This is a genomic window from Mycobacterium canetti CIPT 140010059, assembly GCF_000253375.1.
In the GTDB taxonomy this organism is placed as follows: Bacteria; Actinomycetota; Actinomycetes; order Mycobacteriales; family Mycobacteriaceae; genus Mycobacterium; species Mycobacterium tuberculosis.
In genome coordinates, this window is the sequence record NC_015848.1 from 3292917 (window position 1) to 3302250 (window position 9334).

A 9334-nucleotide genomic window follows, 5' to 3' on the forward strand; every position below is an offset into this window, starting at 1 on the left:
TAGGGACGAACCCTACGAGGAATTGGTAACCAGCTGATCCACCTGCTGACCGCGCATGCGCTGCGAGATGACCGCGGTGATGCCGTCGTTCTGCATGGTTACGCCGTACAGTGCGTCCGCGACCTCCATCGTCGGCTTCTGGTGGGTGATGATGATGATCTGCGACTGCTCTCGCAGCTGTTCGAACAGGCTGAGCAGTCGGCGCAGGTTCACGTCGTCGAGGGCGGCCTCCACCTCGTCCATGATGTAGAACGGCGATGGACGGGCACGAAAGATCGCGACCAGCATCGCCACCGCGGTCAGCGCCTTCTCGCCACCGGAGAGCAAAGACAGTCGGGTAATCTTCTTGCCCGGCGGGCGGGCTTCGACCTCGATGCCGGTGGTGAGCATGTCGTCGGGCTCGGTCAGCCGCAGCCGTCCTTCACCACCGGGGAACAATGCGGTGAACACGCCGCGAAATTCGCGTTCCACGTCTACGAACGCGTCATTGAACACCTGCAGGATGCGGGCGTCAACATCGGCGACGACGCCCAGCAGATCCTTGCGGGCAGCCTTGACATCCTCGAGTTGGGTGGACAGGAAATTGTAGCGCTCCTCCAAGGCAGCAAACTCTTCGAGCGCCAGCGGGTTGACCCTGCCCAACTCGGCAAGCGCACGCTCGGCGCGTTTGGCCCGGCGCTCCTGGGTAACCCGGTCGAACGGCATGGGGGCGGGCGCAATCACCTGCTCACCGCGTTCGCGGGCTTGCTCGAACTCAGCCATCTCGAGCTCGGTCGGTGGTAGCGCCACATGTGGACCGTATTCGGTGATCAAGTCGGCCGGCGCCATTCCGAACTGCTCTAGCACCATCTGCTCAAGCTGCTCGATACGCAGCGCCGCCTGCGCGTTAGCCAGCTCGTCGCGGTGCAGCGAATCGGTGAGTTCCCCCACTCGGGCGCTCAGCGTGTTCACCTCGTCGCGCACCGCGGCCATCGCCGCTAACCGCTGCTGACGTTGCGCGGCCGACGCGTCGCGCAGTTGCGACGCCCCGTCCACCGCCCGGTGCAACCGCCCGGCCAGCAGCCGTCCGCAGTCGGCGACCGCTGCGGCCACCGCGGCCGCATGCAGTCTTGCGGCGCGTGCTTGCTGAGCCCGCACCCGCGCCTCACGTTCCGCCGCAGCCGCACGGCGCAGCGAATCGGCCCGCCCGCGAACCGCGTTGGCGCGTTCCTCGGCGGTGCGCACCGCCAGCCGGGCTTCCACTTCGACACCGCGGGCGCGATCGGCAGCGGCACTGATCGCCTGGCGGTCGATCGGTTGGGCCACCTGCACCCGTTGGGTCTCCTGGGCCTTACGCAGCTGGGTCTCAAGTTGTATGACGTCGTCGAGAGTCTGTGTGCGCACGGCTTCCTGTTCCGTACGCTGCTGCAGCAACCGGTTCCACTCTTCTTCCGCCGCGCGGGCCTCCTGCCCGAGGCGGCCCAGCTGCTCGTACATCGCCGAGATGGCCGTGTCGGATTCGTTAAGCGCGGCCAAGGCTTGCTCGGCCGCGTCCTGGCGGGCGGACTGCTCGGTCAGCGCACCGGCCAGGGCCGCATTCAATTGCGCCGCCAGCGCCTCGGCAGCGGCCAGCTCACTCCTGGCCTTGTCGATCTCGGAGGTGACCTCCAAGGTGGACAGCTTGCGGTCCGATCCGCCGCTGACCCAGCCGGCGCCCACCAGATCACCGTCAACGGTGACCGCGCGTAGCTCCGGACGAATCTCGACCAGGCCCATTGCCTCAGTCAGGTCGTTGACCACCGCGACACCCGAAAGCATGGCGATCATCGCGCCAACCAACTGCGGTGGAGACTCGACCAGGTCTAGGGCCCACTGGGCGCCGCTAGGCAGCGTCTCCCCCGAGGCGGATTGGGGGGCTTGCGGGGCCGGCCAGTCACTCAGCACGAGGACCGCGCGACCGCCGTCGGCTTGTTTGAGTGCGCTGACGGCACTACCCGCGGCAGTCAGGCCGTCCACCGCAAGTGCGTCGGCCGCCGGCCCGAGCGCCGCGGCCAGTGCCGCTTCATAGCCGGAACGTACCTTCACCAATTGGGCGATCGAACCGAAAAGCCCTGCGCCACTGCGATTGTGCGCCAGCCACGCCGCGCCGTCCTTGCGCTGTAGCCCCACTGCGAGCGCATCGATGCGAGCCCGTAGCGATGCCACCTGGCGTTCGGCGGCGCGTTCGGCGGATTGCAGCTCGGCGACGCGTTCGTCGGCCAACCGCAACGCGGCCACAGTACGCTCGTGGTGCTCATCCAGGCCGACCTCGCCTTGATCCAGTTCACCGATGCGGCCCTGCACGGTTTCGAACTCGGCTCGGGTCTGCTGGGCGCGCATTGCGGCATCCTCGATCCGCTCGGACAACCGTGCCACGCTCTCATCGATCGATTCGACACGCGCCCGCATGGTCTCCACCTGGCCAGCCAGCCGCGCCAGTCCCTCACGGCGGTCCGCCTCCTCCCGGACCGCCGCCAGGTGTGCCCGGTCGGCCTCGGCGGCGCGGCGCTCCCGGTCGGCCAGCTCTGCACGGGCAGCATCGAGTCGGGCACGCGCCGCGTCCAGCTCCGCTAACAGTTGTTGCTCGGCGACGGCCACCTGCTGGGCCTCGGCTTCTAGCTCCTCGGGCTTTCTGGGGTCGGTGTCGCTGACCGCTACCGGCTCGATATCGAGATGATGGGCGCGTTCGCTGGCGATGCGCACCGTAGCGTCCACCCGTTCGGCCAGCGCAGACAGCCCGAACCAAGTGTGCTGGATCGACTCGGCCCGCGTCGAGAGTTCGGCGACCGCGGACTCATGCGCGGCCAGCTCCTCGGATGCCACCGCCAGCCGGGCGGCGGCCTCGTCATGCTCGCGGCGCATCGCAGCCTCGGCCTGAAAGACCGCTTCCCGTTCGGCTCTGCGGCTTACCAAGTCGTCGGCCGCCAGGCGCAGCCGGGCGTCGCGCAGATCGGCTTGGATGGCCGCGGCACGCTGGGCCGCCTCGGCCTGCCGGCCCAGCGGTTTGAGTTGACGCCGGAGCTCGGTGGTCAGATCGGTGAGCCGGGCCAGGTTCGCCGCCATCGTGTCGAGTTTGCGCAGAGCTTTTTCCTTGCGCTTGCGATGCTTGAGCACACCGGCGGCTTCCTCGATGAACGCCCGCCGATCCTCAGGCCGCGACTGCAAGATCTCCTCGAGCTTCCCTTGCCCAACAATCACATGCATCTCACGGCCGATGCCGGAGTCGCTCAGCAACTCCTGCACATCCATCAAACGGCAACTGCTGCCGTTGATTTCGTATTCGCTGGCACCGTCGCGAAACATTCTTCGGGTGATCGACACCTCGGTGTATTCGATAGGCAGTGCGTTGTCGGAGTTGTCGATGCTAACGGTGACTTCGGCGCGGCCCAGCGGCGCACGCGACGAGGTGCCGGCGAAGATGACGTCTTCCATCTTGCCGCCGCGCAGCGTCTTTGCCCCCTGCTCCCCCATCACCCACGCCAGGGCATCGACCACATTGGATTTGCCGGAGCCGTTGGGCCCAACGACGGCCGTAATGCCCGGCTCGAAGCGTAAAGTCGTCGGCGCGGCGAAGGACTTGAAGCCCTTCAACGTCAGACTCTTGAGGTACACGAGGGGCCAGATTACCGCTCGCTGAACCCGGTGATCTGCTCCGTCGACTGCGACCAGTCGGCGACGACTTTGGCGACGCGGCCCGGTGTCGTGTCGCCCTGCAGCAGCTGCAGCAGCTTCTGGCACGCAGCGCGCGGACCCTGGGCGACCACCAGCACGCGTCCGTCGGCGTGGTTGGCCGCGTAACCGGTCAGGCCGAGCTCCAACGCTCGGCAGCGGGTCCACCAGCGGAAACCGACTCCCTGCACCCACCCGTGCACCCAGGCGGTCAGCCGCACGTCAGGCGCCGACATCGACGACCTCCAAGTTGACCGTGGTGCCCGACTTGAGGGTGCGCCCGACGGTGCACGCCAGCTCCACCGCGCGGTTGATGACCACCAGCAGACGCTCCTTTTCGTCCTCGGTGAGGCCCGACAAGTCGAGCTCCATGGTCTCCTCGATCAGGGGATAGCGCTCCTGGTCGCGGTCGGCCGCACCGGATACCTTGACCACCGCCTGGTAGTCGTCGCCGAGCCGCCGGGCCAGCGGCTGGTCACTGGCCATCCCGCTGCATGCGGCGAGTGCGATCTTGAGCAGCTCTCCGGGGGTGAATACCCCGTCGACGTCCTCGGAGCCAACCAGCACCTGCGCCCCCCGCGTGCTGCGTCCGATGTAACGGCGCGTGCCGGTGCGCTCGACCCACAGTTGCGTCATGGCTTCTTTCTACCCGGGGGTCTTTGCGTCGAGATCGACGGCAGCGCCCCCGCGAGAGAGAGCATCGCGCTGACGTCGATCTCGATGCGTCAACACCCGCCCTACTTTCGGGGCCGCGGCTGGCATCGCGGGCAGTAGAACGACGAGCGGTTCATAAACCTCTCCCGGCGTATCACCGCGCCGCAGCGCCGACAGTTTTCGCCTTCGCGGCCATAAGCGTCCAGCGACCGCTCGAAGTAGCCCGACTCGCCGTTGACGTTGACATACAAAGAGTCGAACGAGGTGCCACCTTTCGCCAGCGCTTCGCGCATCACGTCGGCGGCGGCATGCAGGACCGCTCCCAGACGCCGGCACCTTAGTGTGGCGGCGACGTGGGCGCCGTTCACCTTGGCCCGCCACAGCGCCTCATCGGCATAGATGTTGCCGATTCCCGACACCACCCGCTGATCCAGCAGCTGGCGCTTGAGTTCGGAATGCTTGCGCCGCAACACTTTAACTACAGCGTCACAATCGAACCGCGGGTCAAGCGGGTCGCGCGCCAGGTGGGCGACCGGCACCGGTACCACGCTGCCGTCCACCGTCACCAGGTCGGCAAGCAGCCACCCTCCGAAGGTCCGTTGGTCAGCGAAGCTCAGCACGGTCCCGTCGTCGAGCAGCGCGGAAATCCGGACGTGAGCGGCACACGGCACCGCCCCGAGCAGCATCTGCCCACTCATGCCCAGGTGCACCACGAGTGCGGTGTCCGTCGGCCTATGGACCCCAGCCGTATTGAGTGTCAACCACAGGTACTTGCCGCGCCGATCGGTTCCGTTGATCCGCGCTCCCCGCAGCCGCGCCGTCAGATCCGCGGGCCCGGCATCGTGGCGGCGCACAGCGCGGGGGTGGTGCACCCGAACCTCGGTGATGGTCCGGCCGGTCACGTGAGCCTGCAAGCCGCGCCGCACCACCTCGACTTCGGGCAGCTCGGGCATCCAGTGATGATCGCAAGCGCGGCGAAGCCGGGCGCAGCGGGTCATCACCATCGAACCAGTGATGATCGCAAGCGCGGCGAAGCCGGGCGCAGCGGGTCATCACCATCGAACCAGTGATGATCGCAAGCGCGGCGAAGCCGGGCGCAGTCCCCCGCAAGCGGGAGGTGCCCCCAGGTCATCACCATCGAACCAGTGATGATCGCAAGCGCGGCGAAGCCGGGCGCAGTCCCCCGCAAGCGCGGCAAAGCCGGCGCCCCCAGGTCATCACCATCAATCCAGTTAGGCGGAGGTTTTGCCCGGCATGGCGTTGTCGAGCACTTCCAGGGCTTTCCAAGCGGCCGCCGCGGCTTTTTGCTCGGCTTCTTTTTTGGACCGGCCCACTCCTGAACCGTATTCGCTGTCCATCACGACAACCACCGCGGTGAATTCCTTATCGTGGTCCGGGCCGGTGGAGGTGACCAGGTATGACGGCGCACCCAGCCCTCGCGCTGCAGTCAGCTCCTGCAAGCTGGTCTTCCAATCCAATCCCGCACCCAGGGTCGGCGCGGCGTCCAGCAACGGGCCAAACAGCCGCAGGATCACCTCACGGGCCTTCTCCATACCGTGTTGCAGGTAGATCGCGCCCAGCAGCGATTCCATACCGTCGGCCAGAATGCTGGACTTGTCGGCCCCGCCGGTGTTCGCCTCGCCGCGACCCAATAGCACGTGAACACCGAGGCCTTCCGCACAGAGGCGGCGTGCGACGTCGGCCAGGGCCTGGGTGTTGACTACGCTGGCCCGCAGTTTGGCCAGATCCCCCTCCGACCGATCAGGATGACGATGGAACAGCGCGTCGGTGATGGTCAGCCCTAGCACGGCATCGCCGAGAAACTCCAAACGCTCGTTGGTCGGCAGCCCGCCGTTCTCGTAGGCGTAGCTGCGGTGGGTCAACGCCAGTGAGAGCAGCTCGTCCGGGAGGTCCACACCGAGTGCGTCGAGCAGGGGTTGTCGTGACCGGATCATCGCTCACCTCGTAATGTGTCGGACTCCGGCCCGAGCATTTCGACCAACTTCGCCCACCGCGGGTCGATCTGTTCATGGCGATGACCTGGCTCGCTGGCCAGCGGGACACCGCACTGCGGGCAAAGACCCGGGCAGTCCGGCCGGCACACCGGCGAAAACGGCAATTCCAGACCGACCGCATCGATGATCGGCTGCTCGAGATCGATGGTTTCGTCGACGACGCGTCCGACCTCGTCTTCCTCGGTGGTCTCGTCGGTGGCGCTATCCGGATAGGCAAACAGTTCGGTCAGGGCTACCTGAACGCGACCCCGCACCGGGCTGAGGCAACGAGCACACTCGCCGACGGTCGGGGCGGCCACGGTCCCGGTCACCAACACGCCTTCGGACACCGACTCGACCCGCAGATCCAGGTCCAGAAGGGCGCCCTGGTCAATCGCGATCAGCTCCAGCCCGATGCGTGCGGGGCTGTGCACGGTGTCATGCAGCTCGAACATCGCTCCCGGTCGTCGCCCCAACCGTGCGATGTCGACCGTCATCGGCGACGCCACATGTCGCTGCGCAGTGGGACCGTGCTGCCTGGCCATAAGAGAAATCCTACGGCGCACGCCACCCAGATCCACGCCGCGTTGGGCGTTGGCCGGCGCTTGATCCTTGCGCCGGGTGAATGGTGTTAGCGCACCGCGTAGTCGTGAGTGCCGGCCGCTGTGCGGAGCTGGTGGCGACCGCGGCCAACGGACCGCAGGGTGCCGTTGAGGAATTCCTCGAATTCGGCGAGCTTGTTGTCGACGTAGATATCGCATTCGCCGCGTAGCCGGTCCGCCTCGGCGTGCGCCGTGTCGACGAGGCGGGTCGATTCCGCGTTGGCCGCCGCAACCACCTCGTTCTGCGATACCAGGCGCTGCTGCTCTTTGATGCCCTCCTGCACGGCTTTCTCGTAGGAGATGTTGCCGTTTTCGATCAGCCGGTCGCATTCGGCCTGGGCGCGACTGACGCTGGCCTCGTATTCGCGTTTCGCGGCGGTGGCGATGCGAATCGCCTCCTCGCGTGCATCGGCGACCATTCGCTCGCTGTGCTGGCGTGCCTCGCTGACCATCCGATCAGCCTGCGCCTTCGCGTCAGACAGGATCCGGTCAGCCTCGGTGCGGGCGTGGTTGAGTATCGACTCCGCCTCAGTGGTCGCCGAGGACACCATAGAGTCTGCGTGCGTCTTAGCGTCCTGCAACATCGAATCACGTGCGTCGAGGACGTCCTGCGCGTCATCCAGCTCACCGGGGATCGCATCCTTGATGTCGTCGATCAACTCCAGCACATCCCCACGCGGGACGACGCAACCTGCCGTCATCGGCACGCCTCGGGCTTCTTCGACTATGGCGCTCAATTCGTCCAGCGCTTCAAAGACTCGGTACACGGCCACACCCTCCTGGCATCTTGCAAGATCCCTGTTGTTACCAGTGTGCCTGGTGTTTCGTCTGTGACTGCACTGGTGGCGCCGGTGTGTCGGGACACAATTTCATATTCGACGGGCCCGGGCGACCACTCAGACCACGCGGCCTGCTGGGCGCGTGTCGTAAACCGTTCGGCGGCCGGCGGGTGAGCCTACGTCGTCTGGGCGATCTTGCCCGAGCGTGCCGACAGCGTAGGTGTCGATGCTGGCCCGTCACGGACCACGCTATGGTGGCTCGGTGAACGGGCACTCAGACGGCAGTAGCGGCGAGGCGAAGCAAGCCGCACCCACGCTGTATATTTTCCCGCATGCCGGCGGCACCGCGAAAGACTATGTCGCATTTTCCCGAGAATTTTCCGCCGACGTAAAGCGGATTGCTGTCCAGTACCCCGGCCAGCACGATCGTTCTGGCCTGCCACCGCTTGAGAGTATTCCCACCCTCGCTGACGAAATCTTTGCAATGATGAAACCGTCGGCTCGGATCGACGATCCGGTGGCATTCTTTGGGCACAGTATGGGCGGAATGCTAGCCTTCGAAGTAGCGTTGCGATACCAATCGGCGGGCCATCGAGTCCTGGCATTCTTTGTGTCGGCCTGCTCAGCACCGGGTCATATCAGATACAAGCAGCTCCAAGATTTATCAGATCGCGAGATGTTGGACTTGTTCACCCGAATGACAGGAATGAATCCAGATTTCTTTACCGACGACGAATTTTTCGTTGGAGCGCTACCCACGTTGCGAGCGGTCCGAGCCATCGCCGGTTATTCCTGCCCACCAGAGACGAAGCTCTCGTGTCCGATTTATGCCTTTATCGGAGATAAAGATTGGATCGCAACGCAAGACGACATGGATCCGTGGCGCGATCGGACGACGGAAGAGTTCTCTATCCGTGTATTCCCTGGGGATCACTTCTACCTCAACGACAATTTGCCAGAGCTAGTCAGCGACATAGAAGACAAAACACTCCAATGGCATGATCGAGCTTAGCTATGCTCCGGATGTAGCTGGCCGAAGATCCAACTGGCCGAAGGGCTCGGGGGTCAACACCTGGACAGCCATTCGCTGGACATTTGCTGACGATTCACCGTACGTCGGCACCGGTCTGGAGCGGATGGCTTCAGACACACACGGGGGCGGTGGCGGCCGACCGGTCACCCCGCCCCCGCCCGGTATGCACCATCTCGGGTGCAGCCGAGGCGTGTTGTTAATCTCGTCACAACGGGACGCCGGTCACAAGACGTGCGACCCAGCCGCCGGCGGCACTCTGACCTCGGTTCTTACCTGACTACCAATTCGTCACCGGCATCGCACACGTCACACCAACCACAGCGGACGCGGCACGGCACGCGGAAGGGACGTTAGACTCGGCTAGTACCACCACCGTGCCCAGGCAACGACGCCGGCCGTCGCTAAGAAATTTGGTTGACTTCATGAATAAGGCCGCGCCCGCCCCGACAAATGATTACCTTACATTTGCGGGCTAGGCATAGCGGAGCAGGGGTTTTAGTCTAGGGGGAGATCGGCTGGCGCTGCGCAGACATGCTGCGGAAGCAGAACTGCGTAATCGTCAGGTGGCTTGGTCAGTTCAGACCG

Annotated in this window: 9 protein-coding genes; 2 read left to right on the top strand and 7 right to left on the bottom strand. The window is 65.3% G+C overall.

Annotated features, from left to right (window positions below):
* Nucleotides 1–12: 12 nt before the first annotated feature.
* From smc to sepIVA, 7 genes are all read right to left on the bottom strand, one after another.
* Nucleotides 13–3630, bottom strand: coding sequence for a chromosome segregation protein SMC (gene smc / locus MCAN_RS15470; RefSeq protein WP_014001488.1), 3618 nt, complete (start codon nt 3628–3630; stop codon nt 13–15).
* 11 nt (nt 3631–3641) lie between these two features.
* A complete protein-coding gene (locus MCAN_RS15475) occupies nt 3642–3923 on the bottom strand; it encodes an acylphosphatase (protein ID WP_003414811.1) in 282 nt (93 codons plus the stop codon).
* Nucleotides 3910–4323, bottom strand: coding sequence for an OsmC family protein (locus MCAN_RS15480; protein WP_003414812.1), 414 nt, complete (start codon nt 4321–4323; stop codon nt 3910–3912). The genes MCAN_RS15475 and MCAN_RS15480 overlap by 14 nt, the downstream gene beginning before the upstream one ends.
* A gap of 101 nt (nt 4324–4424) precedes the next feature.
* Entirely contained in the window at nt 4425–5294 is an 870-nt protein-coding gene (gene mutM / locus MCAN_RS15485; protein WP_003414814.1) for a DNA-formamidopyrimidine glycosylase, read from the bottom strand.
* A gap of 279 nt (nt 5295–5573) precedes the next feature.
* Complete coding sequence (gene rnc / locus MCAN_RS15490) at nt 5574–6296, bottom strand: ribonuclease III (protein WP_003414820.1); 723 nt, start codon at nt 6294–6296, stop codon at nt 5574–5576.
* A complete protein-coding gene (locus MCAN_RS15495) occupies nt 6293–6880 on the bottom strand; it encodes a YceD family protein (protein ID WP_003912009.1) in 588 nt (195 codons plus the stop codon). Before MCAN_RS15495 ends, rnc begins: the two co-directional genes overlap by 4 nt.
* An 86-nt stretch (nt 6881–6966) precedes the next feature.
* A complete protein-coding gene (gene sepIVA, locus MCAN_RS15500) occupies nt 6967–7704 on the bottom strand; it encodes a cell division protein SepIVA (RefSeq protein WP_003414826.1) in 738 nt (245 codons plus the stop codon).
* A 238-nt stretch (nt 7705–7942) separates the two neighbouring features.
* Here sepIVA and tesA point away from each other — a divergent pair, with 238 nt between their 5' ends.
* Both tesA and MCAN_RS15510 read left to right on the top strand, forming a co-directional pair.
* Complete coding sequence (gene tesA, locus MCAN_RS15505; RefSeq protein WP_014001489.1) at nt 7943–8728, top strand: thioesterase TesA; 786 nt, start codon at nt 7943–7945, stop codon at nt 8726–8728.
* The gene (locus MCAN_RS15510) at nt 8715–9026 is read left to right on the top strand and encodes a hypothetical protein (RefSeq protein WP_014001490.1); all 312 of its coding nucleotides are present in this window, start codon (nt 8715–8717) and stop codon (nt 9024–9026) included. Before tesA ends, MCAN_RS15510 begins: the two co-directional genes overlap by 14 nt.
* Nucleotides 9027–9334: the final 308 nt, after the last annotated feature.